Here is a 19720-nt window from a genome sequence, read left to right as displayed (position 1 = left end):
TCCTTAATTGCCGTTAAAACGTCACAAATCTGTGCGCGATGATAACAGGCTGGGGGTCAGGAAAGCGGTGGGCTACAAGGTTGGTTACCAAAAGCCGGGCCCGCGCGGGCCCGGGCATCGAGCGGTCAGAAGTAGTAGGGGAATTTCAGGCTGAAGGAAAAGTCTGGCGCGTCGTCGGTCAACCCGATGGACAGGTTTGGCACGATGGTCAGGTTGTTGGAGGCCGCGAAGGTCATGCCGATGTTGAAGTTGGCGGCGTTGTAGTCGCTGTTGGTGATCGATTGCCAGTCGCCGCCGTCGGGTTTGATCTTGCTCTTGCGCGAGAACTGGTCGGTGACCGAGAACGACATGCTCATTTTTTCGTTCAGGGCGAATGCGATACCGCCACCAATCTGCCAGGAATCACCCAGCTTTACGTCGCCTGGCACCTTGGTATTGACCGTAGGGCTGATGTCGCTGAACGAGTCTTCCATGTTGTAGGTGTAGGACAGGCTGCCGAACAGCACGGCCGGGTCGAACGTCTTGACCAGCGAGATGCCCGGTGTGATTGCCCAGACACCGTTACCGGTCGGGAGGTCTTCAGGCACGGCGAGGTTGTCGTTGCCGGCCACCTGGATCAGCTTGATGCCATACGGGTCCTTGCCGGTTGGCGCCTTGACGCGCAGGGTGGCGACAGCGTCTGGCCAGTTTTCCGACTCGTCGATGAACTTGTAGGCCACGCCGAAGTTGACGTCGCCGATGGTCGGGTCGCGGGTGACCGTACCGTCCGAACTTGCCCCGGCAGCGCCGCCGGCACCGCCGGAGGAGTAGGTCGATTCGCGGTAGACAATGGGTACGTTAATATCGAACTGCCAGCGCTGGTCGACGTTGTAGCGTGCGGTCAGGTCAAGCGTCCAGTTGTCGGCCTTGATGCGGTCGATGTTGATATTGCCGAGGAAAATCGAGTCGAGCGCGAGGAACCCGTTGAGGGTCAAGGCGCGCGTATCGTAATGGGTGTAGGTCAGGCCGGTTTCGACACTGAACTTGCCGCCGCCGAAGAAGCCGCTGGCTTCGTCGTACAGGTTGGACACGCTCTGCGCCGGCTCCGAATTGTCCTGCAGCGATTGCCCATACGAGCTGCCGGTGGTGCCTGGCGCGCCGGAGGCCACGGTCTGTGCACCCTTGACCCCTTCGGCGGGCGATTTGGTCAGGCGTTTCGGTGCGGGCGCTGGCGGTGCCTCTTCCACCTGCTTGAGCCGTTGTTCCAGCACCATCAATGCATTCTGTTGGGCTTCGTAGCGCTGTTTCAGCGCGATGAGTTCCTGTTTGAGTTGCTCGACCTGTGGGTCGGTTGCCGCCTGTAGCAGAGTGGCCGGGGCCAGGGTTGTCAAACAAACGATAGCTCTGAGCGTCAACAAACGGTGCATGGATTAGCCGTCCCTTCTGACTACATACGATGAGACTGAGCGTAGATCAGTATCCGAGATTGCGAAGGCCTTTGAGCTGGTCAAGGTTGGTGCCCACCGATCCGGCCGTGGGCGCGTTGTCACGCAGCACCACATTGAGCGACGTCAGGTTGCTGACGCGGTTGCTGGCGCCCAGCAGGGTGGTGTTCTGCATCAGCCCACCTTGCCCCAGGCGCTGCAGGGTGCTGCCCTGGTTGTCGCTGGCGACGATACTCAGTTGCACCCCCGTGCCGCTGGACGAAACGCTCAGCGAGCCTGCGCCATTGGCACCGACCAGCGTTGAGCCAGCCGCCAGGGCCTGGCCCTGGGGTTGCGTCGCCGGCGCCTGGTTGGCCTTGGTTACATTGATGTCGACATTGTTATGGGCGGTGTTGTAATCGCCGGCAGCCCGCACCACCTGGGTTACCCCTTCGGTGGTGTTGAGGCCGCTGCCCCCTGTGACGGTACCCGTCCCGGCGCTGCTCGATTGCGCGCCGCCACTGCCTTTCTCATTGATCATCGACACATAGAATTGCGGCTTGATGGTGGTTTGCTGAACCTGCATGGCCGACGTTGCGCCGATCACCTCACCATTGGCGTTCTGCCAGGTGCTGGTCATGACGATGCCGAAGCTGACGATGCGCCCGGGCATCACGTAGCGCCCGCGCAGGTTGGCCAGCTCCTGGTCCTTGAGTTCGATCGGTTTGAACGTTTGTGCCTGGGTCGGCAGGCTGGCAGCCATGCAAAGGGCGGCCAGCCAGATAGAAGTCTTCATGGGATGCTCCCGGAGCGTCTTGCCCGCAGTCATTAGAAGAAGTCGCTTTGGATGAAGCCGAAGTCCATCAACTCGGCGTCCTGCACCGGGGTGAAGTTGCTGACGCGGTTCTTGGCGCTCAGCGGCAGTGGCGGGTCGAGCAGGGCGTTGGCCTTGTCGTACCCTTGGCCGATGACGGCAAAGATGATGCCGTTCCAGCCTTTGACGAAGTCATCGAGCTTGAAGCGTTTGTGGCCGAGCACCGGGTCACCGATGTACACCCAGCCTTTGTCGACCTTTTGCATGACCACGAAGTGCTTGTAGCCGCGGATGTCCATCAACACCACCACGGGGATGCGGATGCTGTGCAGCGTGTCAGGGGCCACCTTGTAGCCGCGTGCGCGCATGCCAAGGCTTTCCACGTAGCGCTTCATGTCGAGCATCGAAAAGCCCTGCGTGCGGACCAGGTCCGGGTCGGCGTGTTCCAGCATGCCTTCGATGATCTGATGTTCGTCAACGTCAAGCCAGTAGGCTTGGCGCAGGATGGTTGCCAGCGACGCTGCGCCGCAACTGAAGTCGGTTTTCTGCTGTACCAGGTCGGCGAACTTGCGCTCGCGGATGCTCTGGATGGGCTTGTAGATCACCGCGCCACCGGGCAGGACGGACAACGGCATCTGGGCTGCTTCGCTCACACTGGCCATGCACAGCAAAAACGCCAAGGCGATAATGCGCATGTTCGACGCCCCCCTGCTTTTCTTGTTAGAAAGAGGCCCCCCGAAGGGGGCCCCCAGGCCGCAGTTGTTACATCGAGGTGTTGGAGATGGCCAGCGAGTTGCTTTGCTGGTTGCCTACACCGGCTGCCACGTTGACGCCCAGGTTGCCGCTGCCGCCATTCACCGAGCCACTCAGGGTTGCGGTGTTGGTTACAGGGTTGGCCCAGCCGGTCGGGGTCAGCACTTGGAACGACACGGTGTTGCTCAGGGCAAACTCGCTAGACTCGCTGAAGCTCTTCGAGATGCTGTCCGACGATTCGGATGCTTTCTCGCCAGCTTTCTCGTAGGCCGAAGCGCTCGCCTTTTCCCATGCCGAGGCGTTTGCCTTCTCGTACGACGTATCGCGAGCCTTGTCATAGGACGAGTCGCGGGTACGGTCATACGAAGAGTCGTACGCCTTGTCGAAGGACGAGTCGAAGGACTTGTCGAACGACGAGTTGCTGGCCGACTCGTGCGAGCGGTCGATCGATGCATCCAGCGAAGCGCTGAGCGATGCGTCGAAGTCGGAGCTGCGCGAACGGGTGAAGTTGCCGAAGGTTTGCGACGACGATGCACTGCCGTTGGCACTGGCATCGAGCGAAGCATTCAGCGAAGCGCTAGACGAAGAGCTGTGGTCGCGGCTGGCCGAACCACTGGCATCCCAGCTGTTGGAGCCACTGGCGGTCATGCTGTTGGTGCCGCTGGCGCTGCTGCTGTTGGAGCCGCTGGCGGTCATGCTGCTAGACCCGCTGGCGCTGCTGCTCTTCGAACCGCTGGCGCTGTTGCTGTTGGAGCCAGACGCGCTGTAGCTCGAGCTGGAGCTCTTGTCGACGCTTGCATCGTACGCACCGCTACGCGAGGCCGAGCCACTCGAAGAAGTGGTGAAGGTCAGGGTGTCGAGGGTGTAGGTGCGGTCGGCACGGTTGTTCACTTCCAGGCCAGGGCCGTTCTGGTCGGCCGAAGCGGTGGCGCTCGAGTTACCGATACCTGCGGCATTGTTGGCGATTGCCATGGTATTTTTCTGCTGGTTCAGGTCGCCGCCAGCAATGTTGATACCAATGTTGCCGCTGCTGCCGTCAGCCGAGCCGCTCATGACCGCAGAACTTTGCGTCGACCAGTTGTTGACGACGTTGTTGTTGCTGCGCTGAACCACCTCGGCGCTGGCGGTGGCGGTGCCGAAGACGAAGCTGTTGTCGATGTCGGCGTTATCGGACGAGGTGTTGGCGATGGCCGCGGCGTTGTCCTGCTGGTTGCCGTTACCGGCCGCCACGTTGACGCCGACGTTGCCACTGGCACCCGCGCCGGAGCTGCTCATTTCGGCTTCGTTGATGGTGCCTTCGTTGCGGATGGAGTTACCCGTGCTCCGTTGGGAATCAGTAGCTGTGGCATTGGCGTTGGTATAAACCGCCCTGTCCATCTGCTGGTGATTGTTGTTGTTATTGTGGCCGTGGCCACCGCGTCTATCGTTCTGATCCGCTTGTGCAGCAACAGCCATGACCGCAGCAATTGCGAAAACCAGAGGCTTGATTGCCATCGAGGGTTTCATGGTGTTTCTCCGTCTTCTTTAGGTTAAGTGTTGTTCTTACCTGTTTGGGTCAATTGGCGACCCGTACGCTCAGGGTGTTTGCCGTCTGGTTGCCCACCCCGGCGCTCTGATTCAGCTGGATTACCCCGCGGCTACCGGTGAATGCCTGGTCACCGGTGGTGACCTGGCGATAGCCGGGGGAGGTGTCAGCTGGATCTGAGCTGTTGATCAGCGCCACGTTCTGCTGCAACAGGACGCTGTCATCGATGCTTTGTGGTTGTGTACTGAGGCTGATGCGCAGGGCGTTGGCCTGCTGTGTGCTGGCGCCGGCGCTCTGGTTCACGCCCAGTGCGCCACTGCCATGGCTGAAGGCGTCGCCCTGGATGCTGGCACTGGCGCCGATGTTGGGGTCGACGATGGACTGCTGGCGTTGGCGGATCTGCGTGCTCGCAGCCGCTTCGCGGCCGGTGGCGATCGCCCGGGCATTGGCCTGTTGCTGCAGGTCGCCCGCGGCCTGGTTGACGCTGAAGTTGCCTTGGTACTGGGCGCCGGAACTGTCGATGTTGGCGCTGTTGATCACGGGAACGGGGGATTGGGCGAGGGCCGATGCACTGCACAAGGTGGCGAGGATTAACAGCGTCTGCCTCATCTCATTTGCCTCCGGTCAGGATCTGCAGAGGCGCAAGGCCGCGCTGAACGCTGGAGTTGACCATGTTGGAGATACCGTTGCCCGAGCCAGTGCCACGCCCGGCTGCCATGTTTGGCAGCTGGTTCTGGTTGCTGATGTTGCCGCCCAGGTTGTCGGTCTGTTGGGTGATCAGCGAGGAGATCCCGGTGCCGCTGGTGATGTTGGCAAAGTCGCCATCACTCAGTTCGGTGCTCTGCTTGAGCACGTATGCGGACGGGTTGGCGTTGGCGGTGGTGGGGTAGGGGTCGGGTGCCAGGGGCGCACGGGTGGCCATGCGCGGTTGCACATCGCGGGTGATCACGATGATGCCGTTGTCGGCCTGGACCGGCAGGCTCAAGCCTGAGCCCACTACACAACCCACGAGCACCAGGCGAGCGATGCCTTTGTCCAGTTTCCTCACGACGGCGATTCCTTCTGCGAGCGCTGGCGTGGTGCAGCGTTGCGAGGAGGAGAGCACGAGGCGTGCCGCTTTTTAGAACTGCTTTGATATCAGCAAGTTGCGCCAACTACCTGGGGGCGGTGGGAAATTGTTGTATCAGCGCTGAGACAGATTTCGCTGCAATTGAGGTTTTGCCCGTTATGCACGTTGCCCGAGGAGCATTTCCCGGCAATGTCTCATCCGCTTGACACTCGCCCCGCGATTGCCGAGGAAGCCCGCAAATACGGGGCTCCAGTCGCTATGGGGTGTGTCAGCGGTTTAACACTCGGTGGCACATTCCGGGATTTTTCCCTCCAGCAGGCGCTGTACGGCGCGCAATGCTGCCGCGCTGCGCCGTGGCCAGTCGCCGTCAATGATCTGCAGCTTCTGCCCATGGCCTTGCAGCCAATGCAGGCTGTCATCGAAGAACCTTTGACGGTCAGCCAGGGCAGGCTGGCAGCGCTGGGGGTCGGCCACCCAGCTTACGCCCTGCGGGCTAAGCAGCAAGTGCAGGTCGTACGGGCGTGACAGCAGGGCCTCTTCCAGCCAGGGTGGGCAATCCTGGAACAGCGCGCGGCTCCACAGCATGTTGCTGAGCAGGTGGGTGTCGAGGATCAGCAGCTGCGGCGCTTGCGCCCGTGCCTGGTCTTCCCAGGCCAACTGCCCAAGGGCGATGGGGGTGATGTCGGCGTAGCAGGTGTCACGGCATTGCTGGTCAATGAAATGCCGCACGTATTCGCCGACCACTACACCGCCGAAGTGTGCCTGAATCTCGCCACTGAGCCAGCTTTTACCGCTGGATTCGGGGCCGCACAGCACCACAACCTTCATGCCTGCACCTTGCTTGCCTGCAGGGCCGGGTCACGGCGCCACTCCCGCCAGCCGCGCACGGCAATTAGGGTAAGCACGGCGAAGAAGCCCGCCGTGAAGTAAAGCTGCTGGTGCAGGTACTGGCCGACATAGACCACATCCACCACCATCCACAGCGGCCAGCATTGCACGCGCTTTTGCGCCATCCACAGTTGCGCGACCAGGCTGAAGCCGGTCAACGTGGCGTCGAGCCAGGGCAGGGCGGCATCGGTCCAGTGGGCCATGGCCGCGCCGAGGGCGACGCTGATCACAACGCCTGCGGCCAGCCCGGTGAACACCGCCTGGGTAGCCAGGCGTGACACCACGCGCGCGTCCTGCGCTCGGCCGGGGCGTTTCCACTGCCACCAGCCGTAGAGTTGCAGCACGGCGTAGGCCAGCTGCAGCAGCATGCCCGAGTACAGCTTTACCTCAAAGAACAGCCAGCCATAAATAAGCACCATTACCAGACCGATTGGCCAGCACCAGGCGTTCTGTTTGACGGTGAGCCAGACGGCGGTGACGCCAAGCACGGCGGCGATGAGTTCGAGGCCGGACATCGGCGATCCTTGGAAAGGGGAAGGGCCGCGATTGTAGCCTGTAGGCGCGGCCTTGTGTCGCGAAAGGGCCGCTGCGGCCGCCGCAGCGGCCAGGCCTACAAGACGCGCGCTTTAAACTTTGAACTGCCTCAGCAACAGCTCCAGCTCCTCACTCAAACGGCCCAGCGCCACGCCGGCGTCACTCGACTGGCGCGCCGCATCGGCGGTTTGCTGCGACAACCCAGCCGTGTCCAGCACATTACGGTTGATCTCCTCGACCACATGGGACTGTTGCAGGGTGGCGCTGGCGATGGTGGCGTTGAGCAAGGTGAGGTTGTGCAGGGCCTGGCTGATGGCATCCAGGCTGGAACCGGCCTCGCGGGCCTGTTCGACGGTTTGGCGCGACGCCTCGCTGCTGGTATCGATGGCCCTGACCGCTGCGTCCGACTGCCCTTGCAGGTGCTCGATCATGGTATGAATTTCGGCGGTAGATTGCGCAGTGCGCTGGGCCAGCAGGCGCACTTCATCGGCTACCACCGCGAAACCACGGCCCTGTTCGCCCGCGCGGGCCGCTTCGATGGCGGCATTGAGTGCCAGCAGGTTGGTCTGCTCGGCGATGGAACGGATCACATCGAGCACCCCGCCAATCTTGGTGCTGTGCCCGGCCAGTTCGCGGATCACCTGCACGGCCTGGTCGATGGTCGCCGAAAGCCGGTCGATCTGTTGCAGGCTGCCGTGGATAGCCTGCTGGCCATGCTCCACCTGCTGCTGCGCTGCACGCATTTCGCCGGCGGCCTGTTCGGCGGTCTTGGCCACGTCCTGCACCGCATAGGTGACTTCGTTGACGGCAGTGGCCACCTGGTCCATCTGCATCGACTGCTGCGCGCTGCGCTGTTGCGCCGCTCCGGCATTGTCACCGACACGCCCGGCCGATTGCGCCAGCGAATGCGCCGCGCCCTGCAACTGGCCGACCACACCCTGCAGCTTGCCGTTGAAGCGGTTGAAATGCTCACCGAGGTGAGTGATTTCGTCGCGCCCATGCGTATCCAGGCGCCGGGTCAGGTCGCTTTCGCCGCTGGCGATGTTGCCCATGGCCTGCACGGCGTCCTGCAATGGCTGGGCAATGCTGCGGGCGATCAGCATGACCACCAGCGCCATCAGCACGGCGATACCCAGGCCGGCCAGCGAGGCGTCGCGCAACTGGCGGGCGAACTCGGCCTGCACGTCGTCGATGTACACCCCAGAGCCGATCACCCAGCCCCAGGGCTTGAACAGTTGAATGTACGAGGTCTTGGCCACGGGGTCGCTGGCACCGGGTTTGGGCCAGCGGTAGTTGACCGGGCCAGCGCCCTGGCTGCGGGCCAGGGCGGCCATCTCGTTGAACACGGCAAAACCGTCGGGGTCGCGAATGGCCGAAAGGTCCTGGCCGTCGAGCTTGGGGTTGGCCGGGTGCATGATCATCTTCGGCCCCAGGTCGTTGATCCAGAAGTAGTCGTTCTGGTCATAGCGCAGCGCTCGCACCACCTGCAGGGCCTGTTGCTGGGCGGCCTCGCGGCTGAGCGTGCCGGCGGCCTCAAGGCCCTGGTAATAGGCCAGCACACCGGCCGCGGTCTGTACCACATGGCGGGTTTTCTCGGCCTTGGCCTGGTACAGATCGCCATGGATCTGGCGCAGCATCAGCAAGCCCAGCACCACCAGCATCGCCACGGCCACCAACAGGATCAGCCATAAACGGCGGCTGATCGACATCGACCTCAAGGTCTTCATGAATAGCACTCCGCATTGTTCTTGTTATCAAGGTGCATCCAAGCATGCTTTGGCGGTGCTCCCTAGCCGACTTATGGCTAAGTGCCATTTATTGCCTGATCTGCCAAATACCGCACAAGCCATTGCAAAGCCGCTCTGTTAGGATTTCGGCCGTGCAAGATGAAACCTTTAGGGCACGTGAACTTTTCTACTGGCGTTGGTCCCAACAGTCGCTGTAAAAATGCCGCGCCGCGTGCGGCAATCAAAAGCAAATCAAGAATAAGGGGCCTGCAAGCAGCAGCGCTCCAACCGGGGGAATGATGGATTTTTGGACTGCCTTTCAGGCAATCATCTTGGGTGTGGTCGAGGGGCTGACAGAGTTCTTGCCGATTTCCAGTACTGGCCACCAGATCATCGTCGCCGACCTGATCGGTTTCGGCGGCGAACGCGCCATGGCCTTCAACATCATCATCCAGCTGGCGGCGATCCTGGCGGTGGTGTGGGAGTTTCGGCGCAAGATCCTCGATGTGGTGTTCGGCCTCACCAGCCAACCCGCGGCGCGGCGGTTCACCGGCAACCTGCTGCTGGCGTTCATGCCGGCCGTGGTGCTGGGCGTGCTGTTCGCCGACATGATCCATGAATACCTGTTCAACCCGATCACCGTTGCGACCGCGTTGGTGATCGGCGGGGTGATCATGCTCTGGGCCGAGCGTCGCAGCCACCGTGTAGACGTTGACCACGTCGACGACATGCGCTGGTCGCATGCCCTTAAGATTGGTTTCGTCCAGTGCCTGGCGATGATCCCGGGGACCTCGCGCTCCGGCTCGACCATCATCGGCGGCCTGCTGTTCGGCCTGTCGCGCAAGGCGGCGACGGAGTTCTCGTTCTTCCTGGCGATGCCGACCATGGTCGGTGCAGCGGTGTACTCGGGGTACAAGTACCGCCATCTGTTCGAGCCGAGCGACCTGCCGGTGTTCGCCCTCGGTTTCGTGACGTCGTTCATCTTCGCCATGATTGCGGTGCGCGCGCTGCTCAAGTTCATCGCCAACCACAGCTACGCTGCCTTCGCCTGGTACCGCATCGTCTTTGGCCTGCTGATCCTCGCCACCTGGCAGTTCGGCTGGGTCGACTGGTCGACGGCGCACGGCTGACATGGCACGCACGCAAACCGCACAGCGGCCCGCCGCGCGCAAGGAGGAGGGTGTACGCAATGTGCGCCTGAAGCTGCTGGTGCTGGGGCTGCTGTGCCTGCTACCGCTGGTGGGCGCTGCGCAGATGGCCTGGAGCGGGCAATCGTGGCTGCCGCTGGCCGTGTATCCGGCAGTGAGCCTGATCACTGTCCTGCTTTACTGGCAGGACAAGCACCAAGCCCGTACCCAGGCCTGGCGCACGCCAGAGAAGGCGCTGCACGCCAGTGAGCTGCTGGGCGGCTGGCCTGGGGCCTTGGTAGCGCAGCAGCTGTTTCGGCACAAGACCCGCAAGCTGTCGTACCAGCTGATGTTCTGGGCGATTGTGCTGCTGCATCAGCTGTTCTGGGTGGATCACCTGCTTCTGGGCGGGCGATATCTCGCGTTGGGTTGATGGCCTGCGGCTTACAGCAGCAAGCCTGCCTGCAACCGTTTCGGTAGCCGTCGCACCACCAGCTGGTGCGAGCGCTGCAGCAGGTCGCACAATTCTTCCCGGGCCATGGGGTAGGGCGGTGCCATGCTGACCCACCGCGCCCGCGCCAGGTATGGCGCCGGGCGCACGCCAGGGCGGTCGCAGTAGCCCAGAAACAGCTCATCGGCCACCTTGAACGACAACCCCGCACCCGCCAGGTCAAGCACCGCGAACATCTTGTTGCCGGCCACCGAGAACACCCGGATGCCGCCCCATTTGTAATCTTCCCGCGCGCCAGGCAGGCCCAGGCAGAACGCCGCCACCTGCTCTTCGGTCATCTTCTGCTTAGACATAACGCTCTCCACACGCCTCGAACGACGCTGCCAGGTGGTCGATCCACACCCGCACCGCCGGCAGATAACCGCCCGGTAATGACCAGTCATTGAATGAATTCACGATAGCTGACGAGTAGGTGCTGGTAGAGTCACCTAAAGCGGCCGGTCACCGCAACGATCGAACGCGTGTGCCAAATGATCCAGCCATGCCCTGACAGCCGGCAACACTCCACGCCTGTGCGGATAGACCGCCTGGAGCCAAGCAGGAGCACAGCGCCATTCGGGGAGCATGCGAACCAGCTTGCCGCTGGCCAGCTCGCTTTCACAATGCATTAATGGCAAAACCGTAAACCCCAGGCCCGCCAACGCTGCCTCTTTACGCATTATGAAATCTTCCACGCCCAAACGGGCCGGCATGGCGATCTCGTAACGTTCGCCAGCATCATTAAACAAGCGCATTCTGGCCAACCGATCAGAATCTACTGCCCCCAGGAATGGGAGACCCATCAGCTCTTTAGGATGTAAGACAGGGTGAGCGGCGAGAAAGTCTACGGAGGCAACAACCTCTGTACGGGCCTCGCGTAAGCGCTTGGTGACAAGGTTTGGTTCCTCATCCTCTACTTCGCGAACGCGAAGTGCTACATCAATACCTTCATTGATCAAGTCGACACGCCGATTCACCAAAAGCAGATCGAGCTGGACATGGGGGTACTGCGCTAGGAAATCACAGACCAAGGGATTGAGAAATTGATTTGCTAGCCCGACTGGGCTGCTCACCCTGAGAGGACCTCTCGGTTCACTGGTTGCGCTAGCAATCACCTCATCAGCTTGCTCTGCTTCCAAAAGCATTGCCTGGCAGTGGCGAAGGTACCGTTCACCTAGCGCAGTGAGCTGCAATTTGCGTGTTGTTCGTTGGAGGAGGCGAGCGTTTAGCCGCTGCTCCAGTTCTGCAATTCGCCGGGACAGCCTGGATTTCGGAATACCAAGTAGGCGACCTGCGGCCGCGAAACCGCCAGCCTCCACGACCTTCGCGAAATAAAAGAGATCGCTCAAATTTCGGGGATCACCAATGGGCACTTTGGAATACCTTATGAAGCAAGGGGTGAATGCATGGAGTCGCGTCCATTATGCCTGAGCTCACTAGGCTTGTGCTCACCCCAACCCGGTAAGCCAGAAAGCCTGGCAATTTCAGACATTCCGGCAGGTCTTTTTGTTGGAGCGCCACGCGGCACTAACAGCCGCCTTTGGTAGAAAATTACAACAGCTTGATATTGGCGGTGCTGCTGCCAGCTGCTGGGAACATGACAACTGAGAGTACAAACACAGCGAAAATGTGGTGCGATTATTTCCGCGACCTCCCGGTGAGCAGACCTGATTATCTAGGTACGCGTCAGCGTGATCACAGGAGAACCATAGGAATTGGCCGCCTTTGCGCCCATTTTTCAAAAGACGTTGATGGGAAACTCTGAAATGACTCTGATTTCGTTGATGTCGAGGTAGCGATAACCGCTGGTTGCGCGATGAGTCGACTGCCTGAGCCGGAAGGCCATATCTTTAGCTGGGCCAGACTGAATCACATAGCGGATGTCGAAGTTTCGCTCCCAGTGCTTATTGTCTTTATCAGTGTCGTAGATGTGCCGAGCGGTATAGTAGGGGTTATTGCTATGAGAATTGTCCATGTTGTCCCCCCTGACGTACCTTGCCATAAATGACAGCCCAGGTATTCCTTTTGCTGCGAAGTCGTAGTCATAGCGCAGCTGCCAAGAGCGTTCATTTGCTTCGGTGAAGGTGGCATATTGAACGGCATTGCCGATCGTAATGGTTCCACCCATGGTGCCGAAGCCGATCCAGTCCAGAGGTTCATCTCCGTTAATCTGCTGATGAATCAAGGAAAAAGTATGCGCCCCAGTGGTATATCCTGTTGAAAGTGACCATGCCGTATTGTTGATTGGGCCGGCAAGGCTGCGCCCGTAATCCAAAGTTCGATAGATGTTAAAGTCGAATGCAACGCGTTTACCGGGATCGATTACATAGGTGTATTTCGTGTTGGCGTAGTATTGGTGCCAGGCATTTCTAAGCTGCCCAGCATAAAACGCAAATGACAAGCTGTCGTTCTGGTAGCGGCCACCAACCAAACTCGCAGAATCGTAGGTGATCGCCGTACCACCTCTGCGAAGCGCATAGTCAGTTGTGAATTTGTCGTCGCTGTTGGATGAGTCAACTCCGGTCTGTTTAGTGTAATGCCCTGCCTCAAAGGCAAAATGCGCGAGGTCATTGACGTCGAGTTGCAATCCAGTGGCTGCGCTGGGAAACAGGCGCACCGTATTGACTGCCAGCACTGGCGTCATAGGCATCAGCTCACCATATTTCAAGGTGCTTTTAGATGCGCGGAGCTTCAAGGCTCCCCCAATCCTTGAGTAAATATCACCTGGTTTCCCATCGCTGTCGATGGGTACCAGGCGCAGCCCAGCAGTGCCTCCGCCGCCATCCAGTTTCAAGCCCAGCACTGCATTGGCATCGACTCCCAATCCTATGAGGCCCGGTGTATACCCCGACTGGTAGTCCAACAGAAATCCTTGAGCCCATTCCTGCGCATAGCCGTTCCTCTCACTGGCTGGTTTGAAGGCATTCGTGCCAGTTGCGCTGGAACTGCTATTGCGAAAATCACGGTGGAAGAAGAAATTTTTGTTGGTGATTTTCAGCTTGGAGTCTTCGATCAAAGAGCCCGTAGCCGCGTTTGCTTGCAATGCAATCGCGCAGACGGAGCCCAATACCATTGCACTTTGGCGAGGCATGATTGTACCTTCCTTATTGTTTTTGTTGGAATAGGTAGCGCGCTGTATTTTATAAGCGTTGTTGCGCTCTAGTCAGGTTTAATTTTCAATATGAGAGGGCAAGAGCGACTATGCAAACCTGCCTTCTTATTACTGCTCACTGGCTGGCGGTCACTGTCAGCTTCGGCAGTGGCTTAGAATGAACGTGGCAATTCGAGCCAGCGTTCCCCAAGGAGGTTTGCCAACATGTCGTCGGTCAAGGGCGCGAAAGAGTAGAGACGGATATCGCGGTAGTACCGCTGCATTGGGTATTCGAGATCGAAACCGGCGCCGCCCATGGCTTCCATGCCGACCCGCACAGCGTCATTCGCCGCTTTATTCGCGGCGAGTTTGGCAATGGCGCTGGGAACTTCGATGTTCGCGTGCCCCTGTTCCTCAGCGATTGCTGCCATCTGAGTGGTCAGCCAAGCCTGCTCGAGCGCGACCCCCGCATGCACGAGGCGATGCTGCAGCGCTTGGAACTGACCGATTGGACGACCGAATGCTTCGCGATCCTTGGCATATTCGACAGCGAGTTGCTGTGCGCCTCGTCCGATGCCTGTAGCCACCGCGGCGGCGTTCAGACGTTCTGAATTGAGCGTGTTCAACACCTGAATGAAGCCTTGGTCGACTTCGCCGAGTACGGCTGTTTCGGCGAGACTCACGTCGTCGAAAGCTACAGAACAGGTGTCGTAGCTGTTGATTGCAAAAGTGTTGATCTCGGTGGCCGATACACCTGGGGCTGTTTTGTCGACCAAGAACATGGTGACCCCGCGGGAGCGATGATCGCTCGTGCGGGCCAGCACGATGAGCAGGTCGGCGTGCATAGCGCCACTGATCCAATATTTACTGCCTATCAGTCGCCATCCTTCGTCTACACGCTTGGCCTTCGTCCGCATCGTTTGGAGAATGTCGGTACCTCCACTTTCTTCCGTAAGACAGAACGATGCTTTGATCTCGCCGGCGCAAAGCCTGGCTAGATACCGGTCTTGCTGTTGCGGGGTGCCGTACTGGCGAAGCAGGCGGGTGGCCATGAACTGGACGACGCCAAAAACCGCCATCGATGTGGCCATGCGGCCGAGGGTTTCCAACGTTAACACCTGCAGCTTCGGGGTTCCGCCGGCTCCACCACATTCCTCCTCGATACCAACACCCCATACACCTAGCTCGGCTAAAGCCTTGTGAAGCTCAAAGTCGAACATTTTCGCGTTGTCGAGTTTCTGTACGTGCTCCACGGGTGCCACCCGTTTGATTGTTCCTTCAACCGCATCGCGGTACAGCTGCTCTTCTTCAGAAAGATGCAAGAACATCCGTGTCTCCTTCGGTCGTTTTAGTTGGTGTAATCGAACTCGGGCCTTGAGTCCGGTCGTTGGAGGGACAACGTTACTCAGGCTTGCCTACGGCCAGGGCATGCTTGGGCATGAGCGTAAGCATGCAGACGGCAGCAATTACCATGATCAGGCTGATTGCGTACATGCCGGCGTGGTCTTTGCCGGTCAGGTCACGAGCCACTCCGATGATGGAGGGAGCAGCGAACCCACATAGCGAGCCCAATGAGCTCACCAGGGCGATGCCTGCCGGCGCACTTTTGCCCTTCAGGTAGGTGGCCGGGATAGCCCAGCACACGATGATTGCGCCGCTAAACCCGAACGCCGCCCCGCCCAACAAGGCAAGGGACAAGGGCAGGGAGGTCGACAAGGTGGACAGGGACAGCATCACAGCACCGAACAGAATGCTAATGCAGTAATGCAGTCGTCGTTCCCTGCGCAAATCAGAGCTTCGACCGATCATGATCATGCCCAGTGCGGCGCATGTGAAAGGAATCATCGCGTAAAGCGAGATGTGGGTAATGCTTGAAACACCCAGTTTCTGAATGGTGGTTGGAAGCCAGAAATTGAATGCGTAGGTACCCAGTGCAGAGCTGAAATACAGAAACGCCAACACGTACACTTTAGGGTCAGTCAGGGCACTGAAAATCGCCTCGCCGCTGTGCGGGTTGACCTTCTCAGGATCCAGTGTCGCGCGGTCTCGGGCCATCAGTTCGGTATGCAGGGTCTTTTCGTCTTCATTCAGCCAATGAGCCTGCTGCGGCCTGTCGCATAGCAGAAGAAAGCATGCGATCCCGATGAAGATAATCGGTACTGCTTCCAGCAGAAACAGCCAGCGCCACCCTGCTAGCCCCGATACACCGTTCATGGACTCCATGATCAGCCCCGAAATCGGGCCTCCGAGGATCGGCGCGACGAGTGTCGCGAGCAGCAAAGTTCCGGTAACACGCCCCCGCATGTAACTGGGGAACCAGTAGCTCAGATAGAGGATTACGCCAGGGAAGAACCCCGCTTCGAAGATGCCGAGAAGGAGGCGCAAGATGTAGAGCTGCTGGGCGGTGGTCACCATCATCGTGGCGGCCGACGCGAGGCCCCACAGCACCATAATCCTGGTCATGGTCTTGCGTGCACCGATCTTGTCGAGCAGCAGGTTGCTTGGGATCTCAAACAGTGCGTACCCGATGAAGAAAATTCCGGCTGCAAAGCCATATTGGCCTTCTGTCAGCCCCAGATCGGGAAGCATTTGCAACTTTGCATAGCCGATGTTGACTCGGTCTAGGAAAGCGAAGATGTAGGCCAAAAAAATTAATGGAATGACACGCAGTGCTATCTTTTTGAACAGCATTCGGTTGATAGCGGATGACCCTGGATGGCTCCAGGTAGAAGCATCAATCGTCGATTTCATGGTGAGTCCAGTGTTGTTATTGTGCGGACTTCGAATGAAAGGCGCGCGTGGACGCCTTTCACCATTTAGGTCTTACTCGGCATTGACGGTATTTTTCAGTGTTCCGATTCCCTCCACTTCCACTTCAACAACATCACCAGGTTTCATCCAGAGCGGCGGAGTTCTGAACGCGCCTACGCCGCCGGGGGTTCCAGTTGCAATCACATCGCCAGGCAGCAGCTCAGTGAAGGTCGAGATGTACTCGATCAGATCCGGAATCTTGAACAGCAGGTCATCGAGGCCTTCACGCTGTACCACCTCGCCGTTCAGGCGGGTTTCCAAGGCAAGACTGTTGATGTCGGTAATTTCGTCCGTGGTGACAAGCCAAGGGCCGAAGCTTCCGCTACCAACAAAGTTTTTGCCGGCGGTGAATTGCAGGGTGTGTTTTTGCCAGTCACGGATAGAGCCATCGTTGAACAGGCTGTAACCTGCGATGTGCTCCAGAGCGTTAGCCTTGGAAATGTGCCGCCCGGCCTTGCCAATTACGATGGCCAGTTCGCCCTCAAAGTCGAAGGCGGTGGAAGCCTTAGGCAGAATCAGCGGCTGATCGTGGCCCACCTGGGCGCTCGCAAATCGAGTGAAGAGGGTGGGGTACTTTGGCACCTCCCGTCCGGTTTCAACGATGTGCTTGAGGTAGTTCAGGCCGACGCACAAAACCTTGTCCGGGTTTGGAATAACCGGAAGCCATTGTACCTGCTGTACGTTCAAGACCGGGGCGTCACGCAAAGAGGCGAGTTCGGCCAGACCCTCCCCGGAGTTCAGCAAGGATCGTAAATCGGCGTAGCGATGACCGAGCACTGCGCCGGCGTCCGAGACGGTGTCGTCATTGACGACACCGTACGAACTGCGCCCGTCATGGATGAAGGAGGCAATTTTCATGGACAGTATCTCTCAGGATTATCCAAGGATGATGAGGACGTTCCCGTCATCGACGGTATCGTTCTCGGCGACCTTGATTTCTTTAACGATGCCGGAGTCATCGGCCTCAACAGGAATCTCCATCTTCATGGACTCCATGATGATGACCTCGTCGCCGAAGTTGACCTCTTGACCGACCTGGACGTTGATCTTCCAGATGTTGCCGGCCATCGGAGCTTTGATTTCGCTCATCAGCTAAATCCTTTCTAATTGTCTGGGGTTAAACCGGATAGATGCCGTTGCGGCGATCGATCCGTGGAATCTCACGGCGGCTGTACAGGGCGAAGCGCTGGATCAGTTCATCACGCAGGTCATCGGGATCGATGACTGCCTCGAAGGAGAATTGGTCAGCGGGATCAAAGGCGTTGATGTCCTTTGCGTACGCCTTCTGCTTCTCATCGATGAATGCCGCGCGCGCCTCGCCCTCCATCGCTTGGATCTCGTTGTAGTGAATAGCGTTGATTGCAGCCTCTGGGCCCATCAGGGCCGGCATGGCGCCTGGCAGTGCCAACTGAGCATCCGGCATGGTTGGCCCGCCGGACATACCCAGGTAACCGCCGCCATAACCCTTCCGAACCATGACGGAAATGCGTGGGACTTTTGCCTCGCAGACTGCATGCAGCAGTTTGGCGCCATGGCGGATGATGCCGGCCTTTTCTACAGCGCTGCCGATCATGTAGCCGCTGATGTCCTGCAGGAAAAGGAGCGGAACGTTGAATGCGTTGCAAGCCCAGATAAAGCGGGTTGCTTTGTCGGCGCTGTCGTTGAACAACACACCGCCTTTGTTCTTCGAGTTGTTCGCGATGATCCCTACTGGTCGGCCGCCCAGGTAAGCAAAGGCGGTGTAGATCTCTTTGGCAAACAGGGCTTTCACTTCGAAGATCGAGCCTTCGTCCACGAGTGATTCCACCAGTTCCTTCACGTCAAACGGACGGTTTTGGTCGGGTGGAACAATTTCGGTGATCGAGCGCTTCGAACCGGGCAATTTTGGTTCCCGCAGCGGCGGCAGCTGACTGTTATGGCTCGGGAAGAAACGCAGGTAATCCGCGGCGGCTTTGAGCGCTTCTTCTTCGTTCTGCGCGAGGTAGTCACCCAGGCCACTCATGGCACAGTGCATGCGTGCGCCGCCCATCTGCTCCTCGGTTACTTTTTCACCGATGGCCGCTTCAGCCAAGCGTGGCGAGCCAAGGTAAGCGGTAGCTTGCTTGTCGACCATGATGACCAGGTCGCACAGCGCCGGCACATATGCGGAGCCGGCAGGAGAGGGGCCAAACATCACACAGACTTGTGGTACCACGCCCGAAATCTGCACTTGGGTGTAGAAAATATTGCCCCAGGCGATACGGCCCAGGTAGCAGTCGAACTGGCTATCGATGCGTGCGCCGGCGCTGTCCACCAGGTAGATGATGGGCATTTTGGCGTCGACGGCAATTTCTTGCATGCGCACGATTTTGCGGAAGGTGTGATAACCCCAGGTACCGGCTTTGACAGTCATGTCATTGGCAATGACCGCGACTTCCTGGCCATTGATCTTGCCGATCGCGGTGACCACAGCATCACCTGGCATGCCGCGGGAGGCGCCAACCAGCAGCCCGTCCTCAAGGTATTCGCCATTGTCGAAGAGCATGTTGAGGCGATCGCGAACCAGGATCTTGCCCTGGGCTTGATGTTTTTCTTTGGCTTTGTCGGAACCACCAGCGCGCGCGATTTCGACGCGACGTTGCAGTTCTTTCACATTCTCGTAACCGCTCATGCCTTCACCTCTTTTTTGGCAAAAAATTTCTCGATACCACGTCGCAGCTCTTCGGAGCACATGAAGGCAGGGCGCAGGCCGCGGGCCAGCTCCAAGCCTTCGATAAGGCCAACGGATGAGATTTTGTTAAATGCGTGCTTGCCGCGGCGGACAGTGGCCGGCTCCAGGTGCGTGAAACTTTTCACCTGTTGGTCTACCAGGGCGTCAATCCCATCAGCCGAAGCGACTTGGTTTACCAGGCCCATGCGGTAGGCCTCTTGCGCATCGATGGTGCGGCCGGTCAGCGCCAGATCCAGCGCATGACGATCTCCCAAACGGCTCAGAAGCGCCGGAAGGATGAATAGAGGGAAGAGACCGATCTTCACTTCAGGCGAGCCGAACTTGGCGCCTTCGGTGCAATAAGCGAAGTCGCACGCGGCTACCAGGCCGCACGCCCCGGCCATTGCCGGGCCAACCACGCGAGCGATTACTGGCTTGCTAAGGGTTGGAATCACACTAAACAGACGTTGCCATGGCTCGCCTGTTTCCCAAAGTTGAGTACCACCCGCGTCGACAGTCGAAAGGAACTCGTCGAGGTCACCGCCGGAGGAAAAGCAGTCGCCTTCACCTGTGATCACAATGACTCGAATGTCCTGTTCACCATCCAGCTTCAGCAAGGTGTCGACCAGCGCGCTGGCAGTGGCGGTGGCGATCGCATTTCGCTTGGTAGGGTTGCTCAAGATGATGGTAGCCCGGGGGCCTTGGCGCTCGACCAGAAGCTGCGTTGTGCTCAAGGGATTCTCCTTTTTTGTTTTACTAACCGTTGTTAGTTTTCGAGAATATAGCTAGGCTTTGTTTC

At 59.1% G+C, this 19720-nt stretch carries 20 protein-coding genes; 2 read left to right on the top strand and 18 right to left on the bottom strand.

Annotation, left to right across the window (positions count from 1 at the left end; translation table 11 throughout):
• Positions 1-125: 125 nt before the first annotated feature.
• The 9 genes from ACFY68_RS19995 to ACFY68_RS19955 all read right to left on the bottom strand — a co-directional run bounded on the left by ACFY68_RS19995 (position 126) and on the right by ACFY68_RS19955 (position 8713).
• Positions 126-1406, bottom strand: coding sequence for a hypothetical protein (locus ACFY68_RS19995; protein WP_387530796.1), 1281 nt, complete (start codon positions 1404-1406; stop codon positions 126-128).
• 46 nt (positions 1407-1452) lie between these two features.
• Positions 1453-2199: a hypothetical protein gene (locus ACFY68_RS19990; RefSeq protein ID WP_387530793.1), complete on the bottom strand. Its 747-nt coding sequence runs from the start codon at positions 2197-2199 to the stop codon at positions 1453-1455.
• A gap of 32 nt (positions 2200-2231) precedes the next feature.
• A complete protein-coding gene (locus ACFY68_RS19985; RefSeq protein WP_346614278.1) occupies positions 2232-2912 on the bottom strand; it encodes a C39 family peptidase in 681 nt (226 codons plus the stop codon).
• A 67-nt stretch (positions 2913-2979) separates the two neighbouring features.
• Positions 2980-4476 (bottom strand): heme utilization protein, encoded by a 1497-nt coding sequence (locus ACFY68_RS19980; protein WP_346614277.1) that lies wholly within the window; start codon positions 4474-4476, stop codon positions 2980-2982.
• Between the two features lie 49 nt (positions 4477-4525).
• Positions 4526-5104: an adhesin gene (locus ACFY68_RS19975; RefSeq protein ID WP_387530789.1), complete on the bottom strand. Its 579-nt coding sequence runs from the start codon at positions 5102-5104 to the stop codon at positions 4526-4528.
• A 1-nt stretch (position 5105) separates the two neighbouring features.
• Complete coding sequence (locus tag ACFY68_RS19970) at positions 5106-5543, bottom strand: hypothetical protein (protein ID WP_346614275.1); 438 nt, start codon at positions 5541-5543, stop codon at positions 5106-5108.
• A gap of 297 nt (positions 5544-5840) precedes the next feature.
• Positions 5841-6392 carry an AAA family ATPase gene (locus ACFY68_RS19965; RefSeq protein ID WP_387530786.1) on the bottom strand — a complete coding sequence of 184 codons (552 nt, stop codon included), beginning with the start codon at positions 6390-6392 and terminating at the stop codon, positions 5841-5843.
• The gene (pnuC, locus tag ACFY68_RS19960) at positions 6389-6967 is read right to left on the bottom strand and encodes a nicotinamide riboside transporter PnuC (RefSeq protein ID WP_387530783.1); all 579 of its coding nucleotides are present in this window, start codon (positions 6965-6967) and stop codon (positions 6389-6391) included. Before pnuC ends, ACFY68_RS19965 begins: the two co-directional genes overlap by 4 nt.
• Positions 6968-7078: 111 nt before the next feature.
• Positions 7079-8713, bottom strand: coding sequence for a methyl-accepting chemotaxis protein (locus tag ACFY68_RS19955; protein ID WP_387530780.1), 1635 nt, complete (start codon positions 8711-8713; stop codon positions 7079-7081).
• A gap of 299 nt (positions 8714-9012) precedes the next feature.
• Here ACFY68_RS19955 and ACFY68_RS19950 point away from each other — a divergent pair, with 299 nt between their 5' ends.
• A complete protein-coding gene (locus tag ACFY68_RS19950) occupies positions 9013-9843 on the top strand; it encodes an undecaprenyl-diphosphate phosphatase (protein WP_387530777.1) in 831 nt (276 codons plus the stop codon).
• A 1-nt stretch (position 9844) separates the two neighbouring features.
• Complete coding sequence (locus ACFY68_RS19945; protein WP_387530774.1) at positions 9845-10273, top strand: DUF1294 domain-containing protein; 429 nt, start codon at positions 9845-9847, stop codon at positions 10271-10273.
• A gap of 11 nt (positions 10274-10284) precedes the next feature.
• On the opposite strand, the gene ACFY68_RS19940 is transcribed toward ACFY68_RS19945, so the two are convergent.
• From ACFY68_RS19940 to ACFY68_RS19900, 9 genes are all read right to left on the bottom strand, one after another.
• Positions 10285-10644: an MmcQ/YjbR family DNA-binding protein gene (locus ACFY68_RS19940; RefSeq protein WP_387530771.1), complete on the bottom strand. Its 360-nt coding sequence runs from the start codon at positions 10642-10644 to the stop codon at positions 10285-10287.
• 135 nt (positions 10645-10779) lie between these two features.
• On the bottom strand, positions 10780-11703 hold the full coding sequence (locus ACFY68_RS19935; protein ID WP_387530768.1) for a LysR substrate-binding domain-containing protein: 924 nt from the start codon (positions 11701-11703) through the stop codon (positions 10780-10782).
• A gap of 365 nt (positions 11704-12068) precedes the next feature.
• Positions 12069-13421: an OprD family porin gene (locus tag ACFY68_RS19930; RefSeq protein WP_387530765.1), complete on the bottom strand. Its 1353-nt coding sequence runs from the start codon at positions 13419-13421 to the stop codon at positions 12069-12071.
• A 173-nt stretch (positions 13422-13594) separates the two neighbouring features.
• The gene (locus tag ACFY68_RS19925) at positions 13595-14749 is read right to left on the bottom strand and encodes an acyl-CoA dehydrogenase family protein (protein ID WP_387530762.1); all 1155 of its coding nucleotides are present in this window, start codon (positions 14747-14749) and stop codon (positions 13595-13597) included.
• Positions 14750-14822: 73 nt separating this feature from the next.
• A complete protein-coding gene (locus ACFY68_RS19920) occupies positions 14823-16172 on the bottom strand; it encodes an MFS transporter (protein ID WP_387530759.1) in 1350 nt (449 codons plus the stop codon).
• A gap of 72 nt (positions 16173-16244) precedes the next feature.
• Complete coding sequence (locus tag ACFY68_RS19915) at positions 16245-17090, bottom strand: fumarylacetoacetate hydrolase family protein (protein ID WP_387530756.1); 846 nt, start codon at positions 17088-17090, stop codon at positions 16245-16247.
• Between the two features lie 18 nt (positions 17091-17108).
• Positions 17109-17321, bottom strand: coding sequence for an acetyl-CoA carboxylase biotin carboxyl carrier protein subunit (locus ACFY68_RS19910; protein ID WP_387530753.1), 213 nt, complete (start codon positions 17319-17321; stop codon positions 17109-17111).
• A 28-nt stretch (positions 17322-17349) separates the two neighbouring features.
• A complete protein-coding gene (locus tag ACFY68_RS19905; protein ID WP_387530750.1) occupies positions 17350-18882 on the bottom strand; it encodes an acyl-CoA carboxylase subunit beta in 1533 nt (510 codons plus the stop codon).
• Complete coding sequence (locus ACFY68_RS19900; protein ID WP_387530747.1) at positions 18879-19655, bottom strand: enoyl-CoA hydratase/isomerase family protein; 777 nt, start codon at positions 19653-19655, stop codon at positions 18879-18881. Before ACFY68_RS19900 ends, ACFY68_RS19905 begins: the two co-directional genes overlap by 4 nt.
• Between the last annotated feature and the right edge of the window lie 65 nt (positions 19656-19720).

Origin of the sequence: Pseudomonas sp. NPDC012596, assembly GCF_042902325.1 — a bacterium.
In the GTDB taxonomy this organism is placed as follows: Bacteria; Pseudomonadota; Gammaproteobacteria; order Pseudomonadales; family Pseudomonadaceae; genus Aquipseudomonas.
The sequence above is the reverse complement of the archived record's forward strand: the minus strand, read 5'-3'. Positions and strand labels throughout refer to the sequence as shown.

Excerpts from the sequence above, each read along its gene's own strand:
- ACFY68_RS19995 (WP_387530796.1), bottom strand. The coding sequence starts at position 1,406 with ATGCACCGTTTGTTGACGCTCAGAGCTATCGTTTGTTTGACAACCCTG.
- ACFY68_RS19990 (WP_387530793.1), bottom strand. The coding sequence starts at position 2,199 with ATGAAGACTTCTATCTGGCTGGCCGCCCTTTGCATGGCTGCCAGCCTG.
- ACFY68_RS19985 (WP_346614278.1), bottom strand. The coding sequence starts at position 2,912 with ATGCGCATTATCGCCTTGGCGTTTTTGCTGTGCATGGCCAGTGTGAGC.
- ACFY68_RS19980 (WP_346614277.1), bottom strand. The coding sequence starts at position 4,476 with ATGAAACCCTCGATGGCAATCAAGCCTCTGGTTTTCGCAATTGCTGCG.
- ACFY68_RS19975 (WP_387530789.1), bottom strand. The coding sequence starts at position 5,104 with ATGAGGCAGACGCTGTTAATCCTCGCCACCTTGTGCAGTGCATCGGCC.
- ACFY68_RS19965 (WP_387530786.1), bottom strand. The coding sequence starts at position 6,392 with ATGAAGGTTGTGGTGCTGTGCGGCCCCGAATCCAGCGGTAAAAGCTGG.
- pnuC (WP_387530783.1), bottom strand. The coding sequence starts at position 6,967 with ATGTCCGGCCTCGAACTCATCGCCGCCGTGCTTGGCGTCACCGCCGTC.
- ACFY68_RS19955 (WP_387530780.1), bottom strand. The coding sequence starts at position 8,713 with ATGAAGACCTTGAGGTCGATGTCGATCAGCCGCCGTTTATGGCTGATC.
- ACFY68_RS19950 (WP_387530777.1), top strand. The coding sequence starts at position 9,013 with ATGGATTTTTGGACTGCCTTTCAGGCAATCATCTTGGGTGTGGTCGAG.
- ACFY68_RS19945 (WP_387530774.1), top strand. The coding sequence starts at position 9,845 with ATGGCACGCACGCAAACCGCACAGCGGCCCGCCGCGCGCAAGGAGGAG.
- ACFY68_RS19940 (WP_387530771.1), bottom strand. The coding sequence starts at position 10,644 with ATGTCTAAGCAGAAGATGACCGAAGAGCAGGTGGCGGCGTTCTGCCTG.
- ACFY68_RS19930 (WP_387530765.1), bottom strand. The coding sequence starts at position 13,421 with ATGCCTCGCCAAAGTGCAATGGTATTGGGCTCCGTCTGCGCGATTGCA.
- ACFY68_RS19925 (WP_387530762.1), bottom strand. The coding sequence starts at position 14,749 with ATGTTCTTGCATCTTTCTGAAGAAGAGCAGCTGTACCGCGATGCGGTT.
- ACFY68_RS19920 (WP_387530759.1), bottom strand. The coding sequence starts at position 16,172 with ATGAAATCGACGATTGATGCTTCTACCTGGAGCCATCCAGGGTCATCC.
- ACFY68_RS19915 (WP_387530756.1), bottom strand. The coding sequence starts at position 17,090 with ATGAAAATTGCCTCCTTCATCCATGACGGGCGCAGTTCGTACGGTGTC.
- ACFY68_RS19910 (WP_387530753.1), bottom strand. The coding sequence starts at position 17,321 with ATGAGCGAAATCAAAGCTCCGATGGCCGGCAACATCTGGAAGATCAAC.
- ACFY68_RS19905 (WP_387530750.1), bottom strand. The coding sequence starts at position 18,882 with ATGAGCGGTTACGAGAATGTGAAAGAACTGCAACGTCGCGTCGAAATC.